Origin of the sequence: Mitsuaria sp. RG (assembly GCF_028369275.1) — a bacterium.
In the GTDB taxonomy this organism is placed as follows: domain Bacteria; phylum Pseudomonadota; class Gammaproteobacteria; order Pseudomonadales; family Pseudomonadaceae; genus Aquipseudomonas; species Aquipseudomonas peradeniyensis.
The window spans coordinates 1-20,098 of record NZ_JAQMYQ010000023.1 but is presented as its reverse complement, the minus strand read 5'-3'; the positions used below and the strand labels follow the sequence as shown (position 1 = coordinate 20,098).

General features: G+C 64.6%; 18 protein-coding genes and 1 pseudogene. 7 read left to right on the top strand and 12 right to left on the bottom strand.

Translation table 11 applies throughout. The features are described 5' to 3' along the window. Positions 1-10 precede the first annotated feature (10 nt). The 8 genes from POF53_RS14425 to tkt all read right to left on the bottom strand — a co-directional run bounded on the left by POF53_RS14425 (position 11) and on the right by tkt (position 9,183). A complete protein-coding gene (locus POF53_RS14425; protein WP_254464082.1) occupies positions 11-511 on the bottom strand; it encodes a M48 metallopeptidase family protein in 501 nt (166 codons plus the stop codon). A 38-nt stretch (positions 512-549) separates the two neighbouring features. Further along, positions 550-2,667 carry a putative bifunctional diguanylate cyclase/phosphodiesterase gene (locus POF53_RS14420; RefSeq protein WP_254464081.1) on the bottom strand — a complete coding sequence of 706 codons (2,118 nt, stop codon included), beginning with the start codon at positions 2,665-2,667 and terminating at the stop codon, positions 550-552. A gap of 224 nt (positions 2,668-2,891) precedes the next feature. Next, positions 2,892-3,956: a class II fructose-bisphosphate aldolase gene (gene fba, locus POF53_RS14415; protein WP_232856288.1), complete on the bottom strand. Its 1,065-nt coding sequence runs from the start codon at positions 3,954-3,956 to the stop codon at positions 2,892-2,894. Positions 3,957-4,056: 100 nt separating this feature from the next. After that, a complete protein-coding gene (locus tag POF53_RS14410) occupies positions 4,057-4,386 on the bottom strand; it encodes an MliC family protein (RefSeq protein ID WP_110734782.1) in 330 nt (109 codons plus the stop codon). A gap of 160 nt (positions 4,387-4,546) precedes the next feature. After that, a complete protein-coding gene (locus POF53_RS14405; RefSeq protein WP_203648248.1) occupies positions 4,547-4,765 on the bottom strand; it encodes a hypothetical protein in 219 nt (72 codons plus the stop codon). A gap of 32 nt (positions 4,766-4,797) precedes the next feature. Then, positions 4,798-5,961 carry a phosphoglycerate kinase gene (locus POF53_RS14400; RefSeq protein ID WP_203648251.1) on the bottom strand — a complete coding sequence of 388 codons (1,164 nt, stop codon included), beginning with the start codon at positions 5,959-5,961 and terminating at the stop codon, positions 4,798-4,800. Positions 5,962-5,973: 12 nt separating this feature from the next. Continuing rightward, positions 5,974-7,035, bottom strand: a complete 1,062-nt coding sequence (gene epd / locus POF53_RS14395; RefSeq protein ID WP_110734779.1) for an erythrose-4-phosphate dehydrogenase — start codon at positions 7,033-7,035, stop codon at positions 5,974-5,976. Positions 7,036-7,185: 150 nt separating this feature from the next. Further along, complete coding sequence (gene tkt / locus POF53_RS14390) at positions 7,186-9,183, bottom strand: transketolase (RefSeq protein WP_498968203.1); 1,998 nt, start codon at positions 9,181-9,183, stop codon at positions 7,186-7,188. 326 nt (positions 9,184-9,509) lie between these two features. Here tkt and POF53_RS14385 point away from each other — a divergent pair, with 326 nt between their 5' ends. The 4 genes from POF53_RS14385 (at position 9,510) to POF53_RS14370 (ending at position 13,983) form a co-directional block, all read left to right on the top strand. Continuing rightward, positions 9,510-10,502 carry an ArsR/SmtB family transcription factor gene (locus POF53_RS14385; protein WP_203648263.1) on the top strand — a complete coding sequence of 331 codons (993 nt, stop codon included), beginning with the start codon at positions 9,510-9,512 and terminating at the stop codon, positions 10,500-10,502. A gap of 19 nt (positions 10,503-10,521) precedes the next feature. After that, on the top strand, positions 10,522-11,712 hold the full coding sequence (metK, locus tag POF53_RS14380; RefSeq protein WP_186715851.1) for a methionine adenosyltransferase: 1,191 nt from the start codon (positions 10,522-10,524) through the stop codon (positions 11,710-11,712). A gap of 145 nt (positions 11,713-11,857) precedes the next feature. Beyond that, positions 11,858-13,528: an NAD-dependent DNA ligase LigB gene (ligB, locus tag POF53_RS14375; protein WP_254464078.1), complete on the top strand. Its 1,671-nt coding sequence runs from the start codon at positions 11,858-11,860 to the stop codon at positions 13,526-13,528. 59 nt (positions 13,529-13,587) lie between these two features. After that, a complete protein-coding gene (locus tag POF53_RS14370) occupies positions 13,588-13,983 on the top strand; it encodes a DUF1090 domain-containing protein (protein ID WP_203648267.1) in 396 nt (131 codons plus the stop codon). A 140-nt stretch (positions 13,984-14,123) separates the two neighbouring features. On the opposite strand, the gene POF53_RS14365 is transcribed toward POF53_RS14370, so the two are convergent. Beyond that, on the bottom strand, positions 14,124-14,570 hold the full coding sequence (locus POF53_RS14365; protein WP_232856285.1) for a c-type cytochrome: 447 nt from the start codon (positions 14,568-14,570) through the stop codon (positions 14,124-14,126). Positions 14,571-14,689: 119 nt separating this feature from the next. Between POF53_RS14365 and mltA the strand changes: the two genes are divergently transcribed. Continuing rightward, on the top strand, positions 14,690-15,841 hold the full coding sequence (gene mltA / locus POF53_RS14360) for a murein transglycosylase A (RefSeq protein WP_254464077.1): 1,152 nt from the start codon (positions 14,690-14,692) through the stop codon (positions 15,839-15,841). 139 nt (positions 15,842-15,980) lie between these two features. On the opposite strand, the gene POF53_RS14355 is transcribed toward mltA, so the two are convergent. After that, positions 15,981-16,367 carry an MAPEG family protein gene (locus tag POF53_RS14355; RefSeq protein ID WP_110734763.1) on the bottom strand — a complete coding sequence of 129 codons (387 nt, stop codon included), beginning with the start codon at positions 16,365-16,367 and terminating at the stop codon, positions 15,981-15,983. A 30-nt stretch (positions 16,368-16,397) separates the two neighbouring features. Further along, positions 16,398-17,231 (bottom strand): EamA family transporter, encoded by an 834-nt coding sequence (locus POF53_RS14350; RefSeq protein WP_232856283.1) that lies wholly within the window; start codon positions 17,229-17,231, stop codon positions 16,398-16,400. Positions 17,232-17,442: 211 nt separating this feature from the next. On the opposite strand from POF53_RS14350, the gene POF53_RS14345 reads away from it, so the two are divergent. Continuing rightward, positions 17,443-18,678 carry a cation:proton antiporter gene (locus POF53_RS14345; RefSeq protein WP_232856282.1) on the top strand — a complete coding sequence of 412 codons (1,236 nt, stop codon included), beginning with the start codon at positions 17,443-17,445 and terminating at the stop codon, positions 18,676-18,678. A 136-nt stretch (positions 18,679-18,814) separates the two neighbouring features. Here POF53_RS14345 and POF53_RS14340 read toward each other — a convergent pair. Next, positions 18,815-19,195 (bottom strand): annotated as a pseudogene (locus POF53_RS14340) (acyl-CoA thioesterase); the annotation flags it as partial. A gap of 337 nt (positions 19,196-19,532) precedes the next feature. Between POF53_RS14340 and POF53_RS14335 the strand changes: the two are divergent. Then, entirely contained in the window at positions 19,533-20,039 is a 507-nt protein-coding gene (locus POF53_RS14335) for an inclusion body family protein (protein WP_232856281.1), read from the top strand. The last annotated feature ends 59 nt before the right edge of the window (positions 20,040-20,098 follow it).

Here is a 20,098-nt window from a genome sequence, read left to right as displayed (position 1 = left end):
TGCTTGTCCCTCAGGTATTGCCCGGCAGTTCCCGATAGGTCAGGTAGACGCGCAGGTCGAATTCAAGTTGATGGTAGTCCGGCTCCATGTGCTGGCAGAGCTGGTAGAACGCCTTGCTGTGATCGCGCTCCCTCAGGTGCGCCAGCTCATGCACCACAATCATGCGCAAAAACTGCGGCGCTGCCTCGCGGAACAACGAGGCGACGCGGATTTCCTTCTTGGCCTTGAGCTTGCCGCCCTGCACCCGCGACACCGCCGTGTTCAGGCCCAATGCACGGTGGGTGAGGTCCAGGCGGTTGTCGAACAGCACCTTGTCCAGCGGCGGCGCGCTGCGCAGGTACTGCTGCTTGATTTCCTGGGCATAGCCGTACAGCGCCTTGTCGCTCTGCACGTCATGACGCTCGGGGTAGCGCTGGCGCAGGTAGTCGCCCAGGCGATCGCTGGCGATCATCTGGCGCACCTGTTCCTGCAGGTGCGGCGGATAGGCTTGCAGGTAGCGTAAGGCGGTCATGGCAGGCGTTCGGAACGAGAAGACGCGAGTTTAGCCAATCACGACGCCCATGGGAAAACCACCGGGAAGTTGCCGGCATCGCTGGCGGTCAGCGGACGGGCGACCAGGAACCCCTGCACGTAGGCGCAGCCGGCATCCTTGAGCCATTCGGCCTGGGCCTGGGTCTCCACGCCCTCGGCAATCACCGTGATGTCATAGGCCGCGCACAGGCCGATGACGCTGCGCACCAGGGCGATGTCCGCCGCCGAGTCCGGCAGTCGCGCAACCAGGTGGCGGTCAAGTTTGAGGGTGTCGATGGGCAGGTCGCGCAGCATGCGCAACGAGCAGTCACCGGCGCCGAAGTCGTCCAGCGCCACGCGTATGCCCAGCTCACGCAGGCGGTGCACCTGCTTCACCGCCGCGTCGATGTTGTACATCAGCGACGTCTCGGCCACCTCCACCTCCAACTGGGCGGGCTGCAGCTGGTGCTTGTCGATCACCTGGGCCAGTTCATCGACCAACCCGGGCATGGTGAACTGGGCGCGGCTCAGGCTGATGCCCAGCACCAGCTGCGAACCGAATCGATCACTCCAGGCATTGCGTTGCGCGGCGCCCTTGCGATAGATCCAGCTGGCCAGGCGGTTGATCAGGCGCGCCTCTTCCAACAAGGGAATGAACAGCCCGGGCGGCACATCGCCGACACTCGGGTGCTTCCACCGTAACAGCGCCTCGAAGCCGCGCAGCCGGCCATCGGCGAACGCCACCTGGGGCTGGTAGACCAGGCTGAAGTCGTTCTGCTCGATGGCCGTGCGCACGCTGTCCTCGAGCATCAGCCGCGAGCGGGCGCGGCCATTGAGCTCCTGGTCGTAGAAGCGGTACTGCTGGCGGCCGGCCTGCTTGGCCGCATACATCGCGGCATCGGCTGCCCGCAGCAGGCCTTCCACGTTGGCGCCGCAGTCAGGGTAGGTGGCGATGCCGATACTCACCCCCAGGTTGACCTCCAGGCCGTCCACCTGCTGGAAGCTCGACATCCGCTCCAGCAGCTTCTCGGCATAGCGCCCGGCTTGCTCGGGGTACGGCAGGCCATCGAACAGCGCGGTGAACTCGTCGCCACCCATCCTGGCCAGTAGCGCCTCGCTGCCCAGGCACTCCTTGAGCTGATCGGCCACCCAGCGCAGGACCTTGTCACCGGCCTCGTGGCCAAGCAGGTCGTTGATCCGCTTGAAGCCGTCCAGGTCCATGTACATCAAGGCCTTGGCCTTGTCCGAGCGCTCGTTGCGCAGCAGCGCGCTCTCGGCGGCCTGATAGAAGCCACGACGGTTGAGCAATCCGGTCAACGGGTCGGTGACCGCCTGGTACTCGAGCTGCTGATGCAGGCTGCGCACCACCGACATGTCCAGCACCGTCACCACCATGGCCTTCTGCTCGGCGGGCAGCGGCGCGCAGGACAGCGCCACCGGCACCAGCTGACCACCGAGGGTGCGCAACTGGGCATCGTGCACGCGAAAGATCTGCCGGCCCAGGTAGGCCTGGTAGAAGTCCGACTCATGCCACAGGTTGGCGCAGGGTAGCTGGATCAGGTCGAGCATGTGCGCGCCCTGCAGCTTGTCCACCGGGGCATCGAGCAGGCGCGAGATGGCCGGGTTGGCGAAGCCGATGCAGCCCGCCTCGTCCACCACCAGGATACCCTCGGCGGCGTTCTCCAGGATCGAGGCGTTGAAGGCCCGCGCCGACTCCAGTTCACGGGTCAGACGCTGCAGCATGCGCCGGTTGCGCTGCTGCTCCAGCAGGGCTTGGACCTTGGGCTTGAGAATCTGCGGGTCGAAGGGTTTGAACAGGTAGTCCACCGCGCCGCTGGCATAGCCTTTGAGCACAGCGGCATCGGACTGTTCGTTGGCGGTGAGGAAGATGATCGGGGTCAGCCGCGTGCGTTGGCTGCCGCGCATCAGGCGGGCCACCTCGAAGCCGTCCATCTCGGGCATCTGCACGTCGAGCAGGACCAGGTCGACTTCGTGTTCGAGCAGGGTGCTCAGGGCTTCCATCCCTGAACTGGCAGTCAATACCTGCCAATCCTGGCGGGACAACAGGGCCCGCATGCTGATGAGGTTCTCCGGATAGTCGTCTACGACCAGCAGCACCGAGCTGCTTTCCGGTGATTGTGAATAAGCGCCATCCATGCTGCTTCTCTTGGTAAGTCCAACTTCGACTTGTGATTGGATCCGATTGTTACTCTAGACTCGGCACCCGAAGACGCAATGCAGGCAGATGGCTATACGCCATCGGAATTGATGTTAGCCGACTAACGGTATAAGCGGTGGAGAGGCGACGTACGGGACGCGCAAACCAGCAGGCACAAAAAAGCCCGCATCACTGCGGGCTTTTTTTGTTGAACGGTGCCGGATCAGTTGATCTTGGCGGCCAGTTCACCCTTGGCGTAACGCTGGAACATGCCTTCCAGGGAGATCGGCTTGATCTTCGAGGCGTTGCCGGCGGTACCGAAGGCTTCGTAGCGAGCGATGCACACGTCGCGCATGGCCTTGACGGTTTCACCGAAGAACTTGCGTGGGTCGAACTCGCTTGGGTTGGTCGCCATCAGACGACGCATGGCACCGGTCGAGGCCAAGCGCAGGTCGGTGTCGATGTTGACCTTGCGCACGCCGTACTTGATGCCTTCGACGATTTCTTCGACCGGCACGCCGTAGGTTTCTTTGATGTCGCCACCGTACTGATTGATGATCGCCAGCCACTCTTGCGGCACCGAGGAGGAACCGTGCATCACCAGGTGGGTGTTGGGGATGCGCTTGTGGATTTCCTTGATGCGATCGATCGCCAGGATGTCACCGGTTGGCGGCTTGGTGAACTTGTAGGCGCCGTGGCTGGTGCCGATGGCGATGGCCAAGGCATCGACCTGGGTCTTCTTGACGAAGTCGGCGGCTTCTTCCGGGTCGGTCAGCATCTGGCTGTGGTCCAGGATGCCTTCGGCGCCAACGCCATCTTCCTCGCCGGCCTGGCCGGTTTCCAGGCTGCCCAGGCAGCCCAGCTCACCTTCCACCGACACGCCGCAGGCGTGGGCGAACGCCACGGTCTGCTGGGTGACGCGGACGTTGTAGTCATAGTCGGACGGGGTCTTGCCGTCTTCCTTCAGCGAGCCGTCCATCATCACCGAGCTGAAGCCCAGCTGGATCGAGCGCTGGCACACGTCAGGGCTGGTGCCATGGTCCTGGTGCATGCACACCGGGATGTGCGGGAACTCTTCGATGGCGGCCAGGATCAGGTGGCGCAGGAACGGGGCACCAGCGTACTTGCGGGCGCCGGCCGAGGCCTGGACGATGACCGGAGAGTCGGTGGCGTCGGCGGCTTCCATGATCGCGCGCATCTGCTCGAGGTTGTTGACGTTGAAAGCCGGAACGCCGTAGCCGAACTCGGCGGCGTGGTCCAGCATCTGGCGCATGCTAATGAGTGCCATTGTGTATCTCTCTCCCGACAAGCGTCGTTTGTTTCATGCAAGCCTGCCGCAGGGGCGGTTGCTGTTCAAGTAGTGTGGGCCATCTACGTGGCCCGGCCAGTCACGGTGCCTTGCAGCCCCGCCCAATCAGATCGTTGGTCGCCACCCAGTACACCAGGCCTTCTTCACCTTTGGTGTGGAAGGCCAGCATGCCATCGCTGTACAGCGCGCCGGAGGCACCCGGCTCGGCCTTGAGCCGATGGACCTGGTCGCCACCGCCGAGACGGACATCGACCGCGTCCTGCTGCGCGTCGGCGAATCGCCACAGCACTTCGGCCTGGCTGTCGCAGACCCAGCGGGTCCAGTTATCCGCCGGGGCGGGTTTGGCAGGCTGCAACAGCGAGCAGCCTGCCAGGGTCGCCAGGGCCAATGCGGCCAGAAGCGCTTTCATCCTAAAACCTCGTCATGGGTCCGCTGCGCGGCCCTTCACGGGTAAACCCGCTCCCACAAGGTCAGTGCATTCCCTGTGGGAGCGGGTTTACCCGCAAAGGGCTGCGCAGCAGCCCCTCTTCCAAGACCACAAAACCCAGGCGTGGTTGCCAGCCACCCGATCAAGGGCAGCCCACGGCCTTGCGCTGGTGTTCGTCGTCGTACTTTTCCAGGCCGTCCGGCCCCAGGCGCTTGTTGATCACCGGTGCCGTCTCCGCCTGCCACTGGGACTGGTAGCAACCGCCCTTGGGCGGCTGCGCCGGATCGGCTTCGCTGCCCTTGTTGCCGGCGCAGGCGCCCAGCAACAAGGCCACGATCATCACAGGCAATTGCTTGACCATCAGGTCGCTCCCTTTGCCAGGCGCCTTCACGCTCAGGCCTTGGCCCGCTCTTCCAGGATTGCCACGGCAGGCAGGACCTTGCCTTCGACGAACTCGAGGAACGCGCCGCCACCGGTAGAAATGTAGGAGATATCGGCACCCACGCCATACTTGTCGATGGCCGCCAGGGTGTCACCGCCACCGGCGATGGAGAACGCGGCGCTGTCGGCGATGGCCTTGGCCAGGACCTTGGTGCCGTTGCCAAACTGGTCGAACTCGAACACACCGACCGGACCGTTCCACAGGATAGTCTTCGAGGTCTTCAGCAACTCGGCGAACTGCTCGGCGGTCTTTGGACCGATGTCCAGGATCATGTCGTCGGCGGCCACGTCGGCGATCGCCTTGACGGTGGCTTCGGCGCTTTCGGCGAACTCCTTGGCGACCACCACGTCCACCGGCAGCGGTACGCTGACCTTGGCGGCGATGGCCTTGGCGGTCTCGACCAGGTCAGGCTCGTACAGCGACTTGCCGACCGGGTGACCGGCGGCGGCGAGGAATGTGTTGGCGATGCCGCCACCGACGATCAGCTGGTCGCAGACCGTGCTCAGGCTGTTCAGCACGTCCAGCTTGGTGGAGACCTTGGAGCCGGCAACGATGGCCGCCATCGGCTTGGCCGGTGCCTTCAGGGCCTTGCCCAGGGCATCCAGCTCGGCTGCCAGCAGGGGGCCTGCGGCAGCGACCTTGGCGAATTTGGCGACGCCATGGGTGGAGCCTTCGGCGCGGTGGGCGGTGCCGAAGGCGTCCATCACGAACACATCGCACAGGGCGGCGTATTTCTGCGCCAGCTCGTCGGCGTTCTTCTTCTCGCCCTTGTTGAAGCGCACGTTTTCGAACAGCACCAGGTCACCGGCCTGCACCTGAACGCCGTCGAGGTAGTCGGCGACCAGCGGCACGTCGCGGCCCAGGGCCTTGCCCAGGTAGTCGGCAACCGGCTTGAGGCTGTTCTCGGCAGAGAACTCGCCTTCGGTCGGGCGGCCCAGGTGCGAGCAGACCATCACCGCCGCGCCCTTCTCCAGGGCCAGCTTGATGGTCGGCAGCGCTGCCAGGATACGCGCGTCGCTGGCCACCACACCGTCCTTCACAGGGACGTTGAGGTCTTCGCGGATCAGTACGCGCTTACCTTGCAGGTCGAGGTCGGTCATCTTCAACACGGTCATGAATGCAGTCCTTCAGGGCTGTTTGCTGCGGGTTGGGTGTACGACGTGCAGATAGTGTTCGGCAACGTCGAGCATACGGTTGGCAAACCCCCATTCGTTGTCGAACCAGGCCAGCAGGTTCACCAGGCGGGGGCCTGAGACACGGGTCTGGCTGGCATCGACGATGGCCGAATGCGGGTCATGGTTGAAATCACAACTGGCGTGGGGCAGCTCGGTGTAGGCCAGCAAGCCTTTCAGCGGGCCGTCCAGGGCGGCCTCGCGCAGCACCCGGTTGACTTCCTCGGTGGTGGTATCGCGGGAAGTCTGCAGGGTGATGTCCAGGCACGAGACGTTTACCGTCGGCACGCGTACCGCTTTGGCCTGGATTCGCCCGGCAAGTTCCGGCAGCAGGCGTTCGATACCCCGGGCCAGGCCCGTGGAAACCGGAATCACCGACTGGAACGCCGAACGGGTGCGGCGCAGGTCTTCGTGGTGGTAGGCGTCGATCACCGGCTGGTCGTTCATCGCCGAGTGGATGGTGGTGATCTGCACGTACTCGATGCCAAAAGCCTGGTCCAGCACGCGCAACAGCGGCACGCCGCAGTTGGTGGTGCAGGAGGCGTTGGACACCAGCAGCTCGCTGCCGGTCAGGCAATCCTGGTTGACGCCGTAGACCACCGTGGCGTCGATGTCCGCCTCGCTGGCCATGGGCTGGGAAAACAGCACCCGCGGCGCGCCGGCGTCGAGGAAGCGCTGGCCGTCGGCACGGGTGTGGTAGGCACCGGAGCATTCCAGCACCAGGTCGATGTCCAGGGCGGCCCAGTCGATGCCTTCCGGGGTGGCGCTGCGCAGTACTTTCACGCAGTCGCCATTGATATGCAGACAGTCGCCGTCGACCTTCACCTCGCCGGGGAAACGCCCGTGGGTGGAGTCGAAGCGCGTCAGGTATTCCAGGCTGGCCTGGTCGGCCAGGTCGTTCAGCGCGACGATCTCGAAACCGGCCTTCGCCCCCCGCTCGAACAGTGCGCGCAGGACACAGCGGCCGATGCGGCCGTAACCGTTGAGTGCAACTTTGTAGGGACGCGGGTGGGGCATAGGTAGCTCTTGAACTCCGGCGGTTGAACGGGGCCGCTGCGCGGCCCATTCGCGGCACAAGGCCGCTCCTACAGGAAACGGCGTGCGCAATGCCCTGTAGGAGCGGCCTTGTGCCGCGAACGAGGGCCAAAGGCCCTCGCCTTACCTGTATCAGTCTTCCAGCAGCTCTTCGGCGGTACCCAGGATGTTGTCCAGGGTGAAGCCGAACTCCTCGAACAGCGCGCTGGCCGGGGCCGACTCGCCGTAGGTGGTCATGCCGATCACGCGGCCTTCGAGGCCGACGTACTTGTACCAGAAGTCGGCGTGAGCGGCTTCGATGGCGATACGCGCGCCAACTTCCAGCGGCAGTACCGACTGCTTGTAGGCTGCGTCCTGGGCGTCGAACACGCTGGTGCTCGGCATCGACACGACGCGGACCTTGCGGCCGTCCGCGGTCAGCTTGTCGAAGGCTTGAACGGCCAGGCCCACTTCGGAGCCGGTGGCGATCAGGATCAGCTCAGGCTCGCCGGCGCAGTCCTTGAGCACGTAACCGCCACGGGCGATATCGGCGATCTGCTGGGCGTCGCGGGTCTGGTGCTGCAGGTTCTGGCGCGAGAAGATCAGCGCCGACGGGCCGTCCTTGCGCTCCAGGGCGGCTTTCCAGGACACGGCGGATTCCACCGCATCGGCCGGACGCCAGGTGTCCAGGTTCGGCGTGCTGCGCAGGCTGGTCAGCTGCTCGATTGGCTGGTGGGTCGGACCGTCTTCGCCCAGGCCGATGGAGTCGTGGGTGTAGACGTGGATCACGCGCTGCTTCATCAGCGCCGACATGCGTACGGCGTTGCGGGCGTATTCCATGAACATCAGGAAGGTGGCGCCGTAAGGCACCAGGCCGCCGTGCAGGGCGACGCCGTTCATGATGGCGGTCATGCCGAACTCGCGCACGCCGTAGAACACGTAGTTGCCGCTGGCATCGTTGGCTTCGACGCCCTTGCAGCCTTTCCACAGGGTCAGGTTGGAGCCGGCGAGGTCGGCGGAGCCACCGAGGAACTCTGGCAGCAGCGGACCGAAGGCGTTCAGGGTGTTCTGGCTGGCCTTACGGCTGGCGATGGTCTCGCCCTTTGCAGCAACTTCGTTGATGTAGGCCTGGGCCTTCTCGGAGAAGTCGGCCGGCAGGTCGCCGGCGGCGCGGCGCTTGAACTCGGCAGCCAGCTCAGGATAGGCCTTGGCGTAGGCGTCGAAGCGCTGGTTCCACTCGGCTTCGACCTTGGCGCCAGCTTCCTTGGCATCCCACTCGGCCTTGATGTCGGCCGGGATTTCGAACGGGCCGTGGTTCCAGTTCAGTTCCTTGCGGGCCAGGGCGATTTCGTCGTTGCCCAGCGGTGCGCCGTGGCAGTCTTCCTTGCCCTGCTTGTTCGGCGAGCCGAAGCCGATGATGGTCTTGCAGCAGATCAGGGTCGGACGGTCGCTCTTGCGCGCGGTCTCGATGGCGGTCTTGATCTCGTCGGCGTCGTGGCCGTTGACGTTGCGGATCACCAGCCAGTTGTAGGCTTCGAAGCGCGCCGGGGTGTTGTCGGTAAACCAGCCGTGGACTTCGCCGTCGATGGAGATGCCGTTGTCGTCGTAGAAGGCGACCAGCTTGTTCAGGCCCAGGGTGCCGGCCAGCGAGGCGACTTCATGGGAGATGCCTTCCATCATGCAGCCGTCGCCGAGGAACACGTAGGTGTTGTGGTCGACGATGTTGTGGCCTTCACGGTTGAACTGGGCACCCAGCACTTTTTCCGCCAGGGCGAAGCCCACGGCGTTGGCCAGGCCCTGGCCCAGCGGGCCGGTGGTGGTCTCGACGCCCGGGGTGTAACCGAACTCCGGGTGGCCCGGGGTGCGGCTGTGCAGCTGGCGGAAGGCCTTGAGGTCGTCGATGGTGACGTCGTAGCCGGTCAGGTGCAGCAGCGAGTAGATCAGCATCGAGCCGTGGCCGTTGGACAGCACGAAGCGGTCGCGGTCGGCAAAGCTTGGGTTGCTCGGGTTGTGCTTCAGGTAATCGCGCCAAAGCACTTCGGCGATATCCGCCATACCCATGGGGGCACCTGGGTGGCCGCTGTTGGCCTTTTGCACGGCATCCATGCTGAGGGCACGAATGGCGTTGGCACGTTCACGACGGCTGGGCATCGCTGAGTCTCCTGGGGCTTGAAATAGGTGGTGAAGCGAAAAAAGGCGGCCATTTTCGCCCACAGGGGGGGCCGGGGGCAATGACGTATGGTCGCAGTCGGGTTTTTTTCCTGTGTTTGTTCGGCAATTTGGGTGAAAACAGCGGGATTGCCGTCGACTTCTTCGCGGGTAAACCCGCTCCCACAGGTCTGCGCGATCTCTGTGGGAGCGGGTTTACCCGCGAAGAGGCCCGCACAGGCGAACCGATCCTCCGCCCATCGACCAATATCAAAACTTTTTGATATTGGTCTTGCTAGGGTAACGATGCCTGTCTAGACTCCCGCCCCATGAACCTCAATGCGCCCATCACCCCACAACGCAGCGACGAGCTGGCCGCCCTGTGCAAGGCCGGCGGCGACCCCCTGCGCCTGAACGTGCTGCGCGCATTGGCCAATGATTCGTTCGGCGTGCTGGAGCTGGCGCAGATCTTCGACATCGGTCAGTCGGGCATGAGCCATCACCTGAAGGTGCTGGCCCAGGCCGAGCTGGTGGCGACCCGCCGCGAAGGCAACGCGATCTTCTACCGCCGCGCCCTGCCCGACAGCCAGCGCCTGGGCGGCCGTCTGCATTCGGCGCTGCTCGAGGAGGTCGACGACCTCGCCCTGCCTCAAGCAGTGCAGGCTCGCATCGCCCAGGTCCAGCAGCGTCGCGCCGCCACCAGCCAGGATTTCTTCCTGCGCGTGGAAGAGAAGTTCCGCGCCCAGCAGGACCTGATCGCCGGCCTGCCGCAGTACCGCGAAAGCCTGCTGGCACTGCTCGACAAGCTGAGCTTCGACGCGGGCGCCAGCGCCCTGGAGGTCGGCCCCGGCGACGGCGGTTTCTTGCCCGACCTGGCCAGGCGCTTCGAGCAGGTCACGGCCATGGACAACAGCCCGACCATGCTCGAGCTGGCCCGCCAGGTCTGCGAGCGCAACGAATTGAGTAACGTAAACCTGCAGTTGGCCGATGCACTGGGTGCAACGGATGTGGAAGCCGACTGCGTTGTGCTGAACATGGTCCTGCACCATTTCAGCGACCCGGCCCAGGCCCTGCGCCTGCTGGCCAGACGGGTGAAGGCGGGCGGCAGCCTGCTGGTCACCGAGCTGTGCAGCCATGACCAGGGGTGGGCCCGCGAAGCCTGCGGCGACCTGTGGCTTGGCTTCGAGCAGGACGACCTGGCCCGTTGGGCCAACGCGGCAGGGCTGGCCCCCGGGGACAGCCTCTACGTGGGCTTGCGTAACGGTTTCCAGATCCAGGTCCGGCACTTCCAGCGGACCACTGGCGACATACAACATCGGTAAATTTCAGGAACCCATCGAGATGAGCGAATACTCCCTTTTCACCTCCGAGTCCGTGTCCGAAGGGCATCCGGACAAGATCGCCGACCAGATCTCCGACGCGGTGCTGGACGCCATCATCGCCCAGGACAAGTACGCCCGCGTGGCCTGCGAGACCCTGGTCAAGACTGGTGTCGCCATCATCGCCGGTGAAGTCACCACCTCGGCCTGGGTCGACCTGGAAGAGCTGGTGCGTAAAGTGATCATCGACATCGGCTACAACAGCTCCGACGTCGGCTTCGACGGTGCCACCTGCGCCGTGATGAACATCATCGGCAAGCAGTCGGTGGATATCGCCCAGGGTGTCGATCGCTCGCGCCCTGAAGACCAGGGTGCCGGCGATCAGGGCCTGATGTTCGGCTACGCCAGCAACGAGACCGACGTGCTGATGCCGGCGCCGATCTGCTTCTCGCACCGTCTGGTCGAGCGCCAGGCCGAAGCGCGCAAGTCCAAGCTGCTGCCATGGCTGCGCCCGGACGCCAAGTCGCAGGTCACCTGCCGCTACGAAAACGGCAAGGTAGTCGGTATCGATGCCGTGGTGCTGTCGACCCAGCACAACCCTGAGGTTTCGCAGAAAGACCTGCAGGAAGCGGTGATGGAGCTGATCGTCAAGCACACCCTGCCGGCCGAGCTGCTGCACAAGGACACTCAGTACCACATCAACCCGACCGGCAACTTCATCATCGGTGGCCCGGTGGGCGACTGCGGCCTGACCGGCCGCAAGATCATCGTCGACAGCTACGGCGGCATGGCCCGCCACGGCGGTGGCGCGTTCTCCGGCAAGGACCCGTCCAAGGTCGACCGTTCCGCCGCCTACGCCGGCCGCTACGTGGCCAAGAACATCGTTGCCGCGGGCCTGGCCGAGCGCTGCGAGATCCAGGTGTCCTACGCCATCGGCGTAGCCCAGCCGACCTCCATCTCGATCAACACCTTCGGTACCGGCAAGGTCTCCGACGACAAGATCGTGCAGCTGGTGCGCGAGTGCTTCGACCTGCGTCCGTACGCCATCACCACCATGCTCGACCTGCTGCATCCGATGTACCAGGAAACCGCCGCCTACGGTCACTTCGGCCGTACGCCGCAGCAGAAGACCGTCGGCGACGACACCTTCACCACCTTCACCTGGGAGCGCACCGACCGCGCCGCCGCCCTGCGCGACGCCGCTGGCCTGTAAGCCTCCTACAGCAGTACCGGAAAGCCCCTGCCGAGTGATCGGCAGGGGCTTTTTTGTGACATATGGGCTGACAAATGCCCACCGTCGCCCACGCCGTCACCCGCCTAGGCTGAGAACTCCTTCCCGCCTTGCAAGGATGCCGGCCATGCCATTACTGCTGATAGTCGTAGCGCTGCTGTTGCACCACCCCGTTGTCCTGGCGGGTGTGTGCCCGGCCTGGGACTCGGCGCAGGCCGAGGCCGAGGTCGCCCGGCTGCGCGCCACCCTCGCCCACTGGGACGACCAGTACCATCGCCAGGGTATCGCCCTGGTGGCCGACGAACTCTACGATCAAAGCCGCCAGCACCTGCTGGAGCTTCAAGCCTGCTTTGGTCTTTCCCACGACGACGCTCCGCTGGCGAGCGCCCGCGGCACTATCCCCCATCCGATCCCCCACACCGGTGTCGACAAGCTTGCCGACGAGCAGGCCGTAGCCCGCTGGCTGCTGGGCAAACGCGACATCTGGATGCAGCCGAAGGTCGACGGCGTCGCGGTGTCACTGATCTACCGCCAGGGCCAACTGACAGGCCTGCTCAGCCGTGGCGACGGCACACTAGGGCACGACTGGAGCCGGCACATCCCGGCGCTGAGCGGTATCGTGCGACAACTTTCCCAACCTTTGGACAGTGTGTTCCAGGGTGAGCTGTACTGGCGCCTGGACCACCACGTGCAAGCAGAAGCAGGCAGCGCCAACGCCCGCGGCTCCGTCGCCGGGCTGCTGGCACGCAAGCGGATGACCGAGGAACAAGGCGCGGGCATCGGCCTGTTCGTCTGGGACTGGCCGCACGGCCCGGACAACCAGGCCGAACGCCTGGCGCAGCTGACAGCGCTTGGTTTTCCGAACAGTCAACGCTTGAGCGTGGCCATCGAGGATGTCGCCGAGGTTGCGCGCTGGCGTCAGCACTGGTACCGCTCGCCCCTGCCCTTCGCCAGCGACGGCGTGATCCTGCGCCAGGACAGCCGCCCCGCAGCACAGCGCTGGCGCGCCCAGGCGCCCTACTGGATCGCTGCCTGGAAATACCCGTTCGCCCAGGCGCTGGCGCAGGTCAGGGAGGTGCAGTTCCGAATCGGCCGTACCGGGCGCATCACACCCTTGCTGCTGTTGCAGCCGCTGACCCTGGACGATCGCCGGATCAGCCAGCTCAGCCTTAGCTCGCTGGCGCGCTGGAGGCAGCTGGACGTCCGGCCCGGTGACCAGATCGCGGTCAGCCTGGCCGGCATGACCATCCCACGCCTGGAAAGCGTGGTGCATCGCGCCGCCCGGCGTCCCGAGGTTCAGGCTCCGGATCCGTCTGTTTATAACGCCTTCAGTTGCTGGCAGGTCGACGATGGCTGCCAGCAGCAGTTCCTTGCCCGCCTGGCCTGGCTGGGCGGCAAGCAGGGACTGGACCTGCCGGGCCTGGGGACCGAAACCTGGAAACGTCTTGTCGAAAGTGGCCATATCGTGCAGTTGACCGATTGGCTGAACCTCGATCAGAAACAGCTGCTCGAGGTACCCGGGATCGCCCAGGCACGGGCCAGGCAATTGCAGACTGCTTTCTCTCAGGCCCGCCAGCAGCCGTTCAAACGCTGGCTGCGAGGCCTCGGCGTACCCGCACCGTCCAGCCTGCAAATGGGCCCCGACTGGCACACACTGGCATCCAGAAACATAGAGCAATGGCTTGCCGAACCTGGCGTCGGACCTGGTCGAGCAGAGCAATTGCAGGCTTTTTTCGCCCACGAGCGGGTTCAGGAGCTGGCCCGAAACCTGCGCACCCATGCAATCGAGGGTTTCTAATTTGCGCAGATCAAGGCAGCATTTCGTTTTCTGCTGCCCAGCCTCGAATGGAGCCCTCGATGAAACTGCTTTCGTCCCTCGCCCTGTCTACCCTGCTCGGTTTCGCCGCCAGCCCGCTGCTGGCCGCCGCAGAGCAGCCGGGCCTGACCGGTTGCGCGGCCAAGCGCCAGGCCATCAGCGAACAGATCGAACAAGCCCGCGCCCATGGCAACAGCGACCAGCAGGCGGGGCTGGAAAAAGCCTTGAGCGAAGTCACCGAACACTGCACCGATGCCGGCCTGCGCAAGGAGCGCGAGCAGAAGGTGCTCGACGCTCGCCATGAAGTGAACCAGCGCACCAAGGACCTGGACAAGGCCATGAAGAAGGGCGACGCGGAGAAGATCAACAAGCGCAAGGACAAGCTGGCCGAGGCGAAGAAGGAGCTGCAGGAGGCCGTGGACGAGCTCGAACGCTAGTCGACCGGTCTTATGTGTACGAACCGTGGGAGCGGGCTTGCCCCGCGATGACGTCAGCCCAGGCAACGTCACTGGCCGATCCGGCGCCATCGTGGGGCAAGCCCGCTCCCACGAGCCCGCACCCACAACGGCCCACTCGCTCAGTGATTGCGAAACTCGCTATGACAGGCCTTGCACGCCGCCTCGACCTTGTCCATCGGCGCCTTCACCTGCGCCACGTCCAGCGGCTGGGCACGGGTCACCGCGACCAGTTCGCCAGTGACGCCCTCCAGTTGCCGGGCCAGGTCCTGGAACCGCGCCTGGCGCTGCCAGACCTCGGCCCGCGCGCTGCTGTCACCCTCATCGCGCACCTGCGGGAAGTGCTGCCACGGCGCGTGGGCCAGGCTGTCCAGCTTCGCCGCGCCATCGGCGAACTTCACGCCGTCGAAGGGCAAGCGCCCGCGCAGCATGCCCCCCATGTCTTCGCTGGTCTTGAGCATCTGCTTGAAGATCGCCTTGCGCTGGCCCAGCGGCGAGTTGGGATCAACGCCGTCACAGGCACTCAGGGCAAGGGCGGCAAGCAGTACTACGGTCAATCGCTTGAACATCACGGTCTCTTCGGCCAGGAAAACGGGCGGCCAGTATCACCGCCTCGCGGGCAAAGACCAATAGCCACACAGAAAACAGGGGCGAATCTTCACGCTTTGCCCCACACAGGACCGACAACATGAAATCTGCATTGCGCCATCTCGCCTGGGCACTGCCTGCCCTGGCGCTCCTGGCCGGCTGCAACGGCGGCGAAAGCGCCAAGCCCGAACCCCACGCCATCGCCACCTACGTGCCCGCCAACTTCAAGGACCTGCCCCAGGTCAGCGACGACGACCTGCTGGCCGGCTTCTACGCCTGGCGCAGCGGTTGCGAGAAGCTCAGGCGCGACCCGGTGTGGGCCGCCACCTGCGAAGCAGCGGGCTCGGCCACGGCCAATGCCGCCCAGGTGCGCACCTTCCTCGAACAGAATCTACAGGTCTATGGCCTGCGTTCGGCGCAGAACAGCGCCAACGGCCTGATCACCGGCTATTACGAGCCGGTCTACCCCGGCAGCCTGGCCCGCACCGACAGAGCGCAGGTCCCGGTGTATGGCGTGCCCGAGGACATGATCGTGGTCGACCTGGCCGGCGTGTACCCCGAGCTAAAGGGCAAACGCCTGCGCGGGCGCCTCGACGGGCGGGTGCTCAAGCCCTACGACACCGCCGAGGTGATCAACCGCGACGGCGCCAAGGCGCCGGTACTGGCCTGGCTGACCGACCCGATGGACCTGCAGTTCCTGCAGATACAGGGCTCGGGCCGTATCCAGCTGGAGAACGGCCGCCAGTTGCGCCTGGGCTACGCCGACCAGAACGGCCACCCGTACCGGCCGATCGGCCGCTGGCTGGTTGAGCAGGGGCAGTTGCCGAAGGAAGAGGTGACCATGGGCAGCATCCACGCCTGGGCCCAGGCCAACCCGCAGCGTGTGCCCGAGCTGCTGGCCAGCAACCCAAGCTACGTGTTCTTCAGCACCCGCCCGGACAGCAACGAGGGGCCGCGCGGCTCGCTCAACGTGCCGCTGACCGCGGGCTACAGCGTGGCGATCGACCGCAAGGTAATCCCCCTTGGCAGCCTGCTCTGGCTGTCCACCACCCGCCCGGACGGCAGCCCGGTGGTGCGCCCGGTCGGCGCCCAGGACACCGGCGGCGCCATCACCGGCGAAGTGCGCGCGGACCTGTTCTGGGGCACCGGCCCCGAGGCCGGCGAACTGGCGGGGAACATGAAGCAGCAAGGGCAGATCTGGATGCTGTGGCCCAAGGGGCAGCCTTTGCCAGAAGTACCAAAGGTTCCTTGATGGCTGCATGCGCCCTGTAGGAGCGGCCTTGTGCCGCGAAAGGGGCGCGCTACAGACATCGCAGGGCCCGCTTCGCGGGCCTTTCGCGGCACAAGGCCGCTCCTACAACAATCAGCGCAGACCGGCAGATTTTCTCAAGTCAGATGGACACCACGAAGAACGCCACGATCAGCGCCATCCCGACGAACCACACCAGCGAGCGCAACACTGCCCAGTCGGCCAGATAGCAGATGATGTAAAGCAAGCGGCTGGTGATGTACACCACCCCAAGCACATCCTGGGTCACCTGCTCGGCATTGCCGACGATGTCGGCCACCAGAACCGCCGCGGCAAACGCGGGAAACGCCTCGTAGCCATTCAATTGGGCAGCATGGGCACGCCGTGGCAGCCCTTCGAGCTTGTCCAGAAACGCACGCGGGTCGTGATTGGCACGCAGGCCAAAATACCCGCTGCTGAGTTTGGCGATCAATGCACACAGCGGTGGCAGGACCAGCGCGACGAGAATGCACCACAGGGCAACGGTCATCTACAGGACTCCTTGTTCACAGAGGATCGGTCAGAGCTTCATCACCAGCATGCCAGCCAGGACCAGCCCGCAAGCTAGGAGTCTCGGCCCGCCAAAAGGTTCTTTGAGGTAGCGCATGCCCAGCAGCACCACGAGGATCACGCTCAGCTCACGCAGCGCCGCCGCCTCGGCGACCGACCCCAGGTGCATGGCCCACAGCACCAGAGCGTAGCTCAGCAGCACGCACAGCCCCACCGCCAACCCCAACCGCCACTGGGTGCGCCAGAACAGCGCGAATTGCGGCCCGCGGGCAACGCCGGCCAGCAGCGGGAACGGCCAGGCACTGAGCAGGGTCAGCCATACCAGGTAGTCCATGGGCTTGCCCCACAGGCGAACAGCTTGGCCATCGAACCAGGTGTAGCAACCGATGCACAGGCCAATCAGCGCCACCACCGGCAGCATCGACCAGGGCAGGCGATCACCGCCACCACCCTGCCACAGCAGGCAGGCCATACCGCAGGGGATCAGGAGGATGCCGATGATCTGCTGCTGGCTGAGCGACTCGCCGGCGAAGGCCAGGGTCAAGCCCAGGACCACCAACGGCGACAGGCCACGCATCAGCGGATAGACCAGGCCCAGGTCGCCCACTTTGTAGGCTTTTATCAACAGGTAGCGATACAGCTGTTCGGCAAGCGCCGAAGCCAGCAGCCAGGGCCAGATGCTGGCAGGGGGAAACTCGACGAACGCCACCGCCAGAACGGCGAAGACCAGTGCCACAAGGTCCATGCTGGCGATCACCAGCAGGCGTTCGGCGCTGAATTTGATCAGGGTGTTCCAGGTCGCGTGGAGCAGGGCTGCGACCAGTACCAGGGAGGTTGCCAACACGCGGGATTCCTTGCGCAAAGACCAGGCGACACCTCGCACTATAACGGTTTGCTGTTGCTTGTAGGCATCGTGGGAGCGCCTGCCGCCCGACTTGAGGAACGATTCCGACAAAACCGGTCATAAGGTGTGTCCCGAACCCCGCGCCAGGTCATCAAAGAACTGCCCGAGCCACTCGGGAAACGACTTGGAAGCCACTGTTACAGGATTCGGGATGCTTGAATTAGTTGCCGCGTTTATCTGCCTCACCACCCTCCTCACCTATGTGAACTACCGCTTCATCGGCCTGCCGCCGGCCATCGGCGTGATGGTCACCGCACTGCTGTTCTCCCTGATGCTGCAGGGCCTGAGCCTGATCGGCTTTCCTGGCCTGGAAGAGCGCGTCGAAGGCCTGATGAACCAGATCGACTTCAATGACCTGCTGATGCACTGGATGCTGTCGTTCCTGCTGTTCGCCGGCGCCCTGCACGTCAACCTCGCCGACCTGCGCAGCTACCGCTGGCCGATCGGACTCTTGGCCACGATCGGCGTGCTGATCGCCACCGTGGTGATCGGCTACCTGGCGCACTGGGTGTTCGCCCTGTTCGGCTGGAACGTGCCGCTGATCTACTGCCTGCTGTTCGGCGCGCTGATCTCGCCGACCGACCCGATCGCCGTGCTCGGCGCGTTGCGTACCGCCAACGCCTCCAAGCCGCTGAAGACCACCATCGTCGGCGAGTCGCTGTTCAACGACGGCACCGCGGTGGTGGTGTTCACCGTGCTGCTAGGCATCATCCAGCTGGGCGAGACGCCGAGCGTGTCCGACACCGCCCTGCTGTTCGCCCGCGAAGCCATCGGCGGGGTGGTGTTCGGCGGGGTGATCGGCTACGCGACCTACCGCATGATCAAGAGCGTCGAGCAGTACCAGGTCGAGGTCATGCTGACCCTGGCGCTGGTGATCGGCGGCTCGGCCATGTGCTACGAGCTGCACGTCTCGGCGCCGATCGCCATGGTGGTGGCCGGCCTGATCATCGGCAACCTGGGGCGCAACCTGGCGATGAACGACATGACCCGCCGCTACATGGACGGTTTCTGGGAACTGATCGACGACATGCTCAACGCCCTGCTGTTCGCCCTGATCGGCCTGGAGCTGTTGCTGCTGCCGTTCAACTGGCTGCACCTGGCGGCCGGTGGCGTGCTGGCGGTGGCGGTGCTGGCCTCGCGCCTGCTGACCGTGGCGCCGGCCATCGTGTTGCTGCGCCGCTGGCGGACCGTGCCGCAAGGCACCATCCGCGTGCTGACCTGGGGAGGCCTGCGCGGTGGCGTGTCGGTGGCCCTGGCGCTGTCGCTGCCACAGGGCGATGAGCGTGACCTGCTGCTGTCGATCACCTACATCGTGGTGCTGTCGTCGATCCTGGTGCAGGGTCTGACGGTCGGCAAGGTGGTACGCAAGGTCAGCACACAGCCTTGAAAAGGCCGGGACCGCTTTGCGGCCCTTCGCGGCACAAGGCCGCTCCTACAGGGGATTGCGTTCTTCTGTAGGAGCGGCCTTGTGCCGCGAAGGGCTGCAGAGCAGCCCCCGAGAATTACTCCACGGCGCTGTCCGGGAACTGATCCTGGATGTACTTGATCTCGGTACGCCCGTGCGGCGCCGGCTGGCCATCCTCGCCCAGGTTGACGAAGACCATCTTGTCTACGGTCAGGATCGCCCTGCGAGTGATCTTGTTGCGCACTTCGCACTTGAGGGTGATCGAGGTGCGGCCGAACTCGGTGGCGGTGATGCCCAGCTCGATGATGTCGCCCTGGCGCGAGGCGCTGACGAAGTTGATCTCGGAAATGTACTTGGTCACCACACGCTGGTTGCCCAGCTGGACGATGGCGTAGATCGCCGCCTCCTCGTCGATCCAGCGCAGCAGGCTGCCGCCGAACAGGGTGCCGTTGGGGTTGAGGTCTTCGGGTTTTACCCATTTGCGGGTGTGAAAGTTCATCTGTACTCCTGGCCTGCGGCCTCATGAACATCGAGCGGCGAACGGCGGATCAGCCGTCCGACCACGTCCTACATGGTAGCCCCATTGATTTGCGTCAACCATGTCCACGCCCTACGACCATTGGTCAGTATCCGCGCAACGCGGTTTGACACCCACCCCCACGGATCTAGCCTGACCCCTGTGATCCGCAGATCACTCCAGGTGGTCGGACAACCGGAACTTGGCATACCGTGCGGCAGTACCGGCATTCGCAGGAAGCGAGGCTCCGGGCAGTGCCAGTGGAGAGCGACTGAGGCTCACCATTGACCTACTCGAAATCAGTGAAAGGGAATCCACTATGTCCAGAATCATTGATGTCAGCATCAACGTCGACACTGAAACCATCCTCAAAAAGTACCCTACCGCGAGCAGGGATCCGAACAAGCCCACATTCATACCACCGGAACACATTTACATGGTCACCTATCAGGACAACGTCATCTCCGGCCAGGCCGGTGGTGAGTTGCATCTCCGGGGCCGTGTGGGCGATGTGGTCCGCTGGCGCGAGCAAAGCATCTCGTTCGGCTTCGAGCAATCGGTAATCCTCTACGGATTCGTCTCCGACGATCCCAAGCACAAACTCCTGGAAGACCCTCGCCCCCTCCACGCAGAGGTTCAATCAGCCGTACCCAACGAGAACAACAAGACCATCCCGACATGCCAGATCCTCGACAACTACTACTGGCGTGGCGATCTGCTCAAGCAAGGGAAAGTCACCTACCACTTCAAGTTCATGATCGTCGATCGCGACTGCAAGTGCTGTGGCTACTTCGAATGGGATCCGTTCATCACCATCACCAACTGATCCACGCCGCGGCCCCCCCCCCCCCCCCCCCCCCGGGGGCCCCCCCCCCCCCCCCCCAA

What these genes read in the sequence shown, in the direction of transcription:
- POF53_RS14425 (WP_254464082.1), bottom strand. Translation starts at nt 511, where the DNA reads ATGACCGCCTTACGCTACCTGCAAGCCTATCCGCCGCACCTGCAGGAA.
- POF53_RS14420 (WP_254464081.1), bottom strand. Translation starts at nt 2,667, where the DNA reads ATGGATGGCGCTTATTCACAATCACCGGAAAGCAGCTCGGTGCTGCTG.
- fba (WP_232856288.1), bottom strand. Translation starts at nt 3,956, where the DNA reads ATGGCACTCATTAGCATGCGCCAGATGCTGGACCACGCCGCCGAGTTC.
- POF53_RS14410 (WP_110734782.1), bottom strand. Translation starts at nt 4,386, where the DNA reads ATGAAAGCGCTTCTGGCCGCATTGGCCCTGGCGACCCTGGCAGGCTGC.
- POF53_RS14405 (WP_203648248.1), bottom strand. Translation starts at nt 4,765, where the DNA reads ATGGTCAAGCAATTGCCTGTGATGATCGTGGCCTTGTTGCTGGGCGCC.
- POF53_RS14400 (WP_203648251.1), bottom strand. Translation starts at nt 5,961, where the DNA reads ATGACCGTGTTGAAGATGACCGACCTCGACCTGCAAGGTAAGCGCGTA.
- epd (WP_110734779.1), bottom strand. Translation starts at nt 7,035, where the DNA reads ATGCCCCACCCGCGTCCCTACAAAGTTGCACTCAACGGTTACGGCCGC.
- tkt (WP_498968203.1), bottom strand. Translation starts at nt 9,183, where the DNA reads ATGCCCAGCCGTCGTGAACGTGCCAACGCCATTCGTGCCCTCAGCATG.
- POF53_RS14385 (WP_203648263.1), top strand. Translation starts at nt 9,510, where the DNA reads ATGAACCTCAATGCGCCCATCACCCCACAACGCAGCGACGAGCTGGCC.
- metK (WP_186715851.1), top strand. Translation starts at nt 10,522, where the DNA reads ATGAGCGAATACTCCCTTTTCACCTCCGAGTCCGTGTCCGAAGGGCAT.
- ligB (WP_254464078.1), top strand. Translation starts at nt 11,858, where the DNA reads ATGCCATTACTGCTGATAGTCGTAGCGCTGCTGTTGCACCACCCCGTT.
- POF53_RS14370 (WP_203648267.1), top strand. Translation starts at nt 13,588, where the DNA reads ATGAAACTGCTTTCGTCCCTCGCCCTGTCTACCCTGCTCGGTTTCGCC.
- POF53_RS14365 (WP_232856285.1), bottom strand. Translation starts at nt 14,570, where the DNA reads ATGTTCAAGCGATTGACCGTAGTACTGCTTGCCGCCCTTGCCCTGAGT.
- mltA (WP_254464077.1), top strand. Translation starts at nt 14,690, where the DNA reads ATGAAATCTGCATTGCGCCATCTCGCCTGGGCACTGCCTGCCCTGGCG.
- POF53_RS14355 (WP_110734763.1), bottom strand. Translation starts at nt 16,367, where the DNA reads ATGACCGTTGCCCTGTGGTGCATTCTCGTCGCGCTGGTCCTGCCACCG.
- POF53_RS14345 (WP_232856282.1), top strand. Translation starts at nt 17,443, where the DNA reads ATGCTTGAATTAGTTGCCGCGTTTATCTGCCTCACCACCCTCCTCACC.
- POF53_RS14335 (WP_232856281.1), top strand. Translation starts at nt 19,533, where the DNA reads ATGTCCAGAATCATTGATGTCAGCATCAACGTCGACACTGAAACCATC.